This is a genomic window from Actinoplanes rectilineatus, from assembly GCF_000962825.1.
GTDB classification, from domain to species: Bacteria; Actinomycetota; Actinomycetes; order Mycobacteriales; family Micromonosporaceae; genus Actinoplanes; species Actinoplanes rectilineatus.
Window position 1 is genome coordinate 1 of record NZ_JZKF01000214.1, and the last position, 977, is coordinate 977.

The 977-nt window shown below is 68.8% G+C and carries 3 protein-coding genes; all 3 read left to right on the forward strand.

Translation table 11 applies throughout. From position 1 onward, the window contains the following. Position 1: 1 nt before the first annotated feature. Positions 2-370 (forward strand): roadblock/LC7 domain-containing protein, encoded by a 369-nt coding sequence (locus WH85_RS46150; RefSeq protein WP_045748580.1) that lies wholly within the window; start codon positions 2-4, stop codon positions 368-370. Beyond that, entirely contained in the window at positions 367-723 is a 357-nt protein-coding gene (locus tag WH85_RS46155; RefSeq protein ID WP_045748581.1) for a DUF742 domain-containing protein, read from the forward strand. The genes WH85_RS46150 and WH85_RS46155 overlap by 4 nt, the downstream gene beginning before the upstream one ends. Further along, on the forward strand, positions 707-977 hold a 271-nt coding region (locus WH85_RS46160; protein WP_045748582.1), incomplete at its 3' end, for a GTP-binding protein. The genes WH85_RS46155 and WH85_RS46160, both read left to right, overlap by 17 nt.

Below are 977 nucleotides of genomic sequence, written 5' to 3' on the forward strand. Positions count from 1 at the left end.
CGTGCACCAGACCGACGGTGTCCGCGACGCCGTCGCGGTCTCCTCCGACGGCCTGCTGATCGCCGGGTCGGACGGCCTGAGCCGGGCCGAGGCCGACCAGCTCGCGGCGATCGTCTCCAGCATGGCCAGCCTGGCACGCAGCGCGTCCCGCCGGTACGACTTCGACGGCCTGAAACTCATCATGATCGAGATGCACCGGGGTTTCCTGCTGGTGTCGGTGATCGCCGGGGGCAGCTGCCTCGGGGTGGTGGCCGGCAGCGACTGCGACCTGGGCCTGGTCGGGTACGAGATCTCGCTGCTCACCGAACGGTTCGGCGGGCTGCTGACCCCGGCGCTGATCGCCGACTCCCGCCAGTACCTGCCGCGATGACCGGATCCTCCTGGGGGCTGGAACCCGACGAGGACCCCGTGGTGCGCCCGTTCATGCTGACCGGCGGGCGTACCCAGCCGATGCACGACGGGCTGCGCATCGAGACGCTGCTGCGCGCGGCACCCGCGGCACTGTCCGCGCCGCTGCGCTTCGAGTCCAAGCGGATCATCGAGCTCGTCCAGGCCCCGATGTCGGTGGCCGACCTCGCGGTGGCGCTGCGGGTGCCGCTCGGTGTCGTCCGGGTCATCGTCGCGGACCTGATCACCCAGGGTTACCTGCACATCCAGGAACAGCAGGGTGAACTCTCCACCAGCATGATCGAAAGGATCAGGGACCGTGTCCGGGCGCTCTAGGGACCTGCATCCCGTCGCCGTCAAGATCGTCATCAGTGGCGGTTTCGGCGTCGGCAAGACCACCTTCGTCGGTGCCATCTCGGAGATCGAGCCGCTGGTCACCGAGGCCGAGATGACCGAACGCTCGATCGGCATCGACGACACCTCCGCCGTCACCCAGAAGACCACCACCACCGTCGCCCTCGACTTCGGCCGGATCACCCTCGACGACTCACTGCTGCTCTACCTGTTCGGCACCCCCGGACAGGACCGCT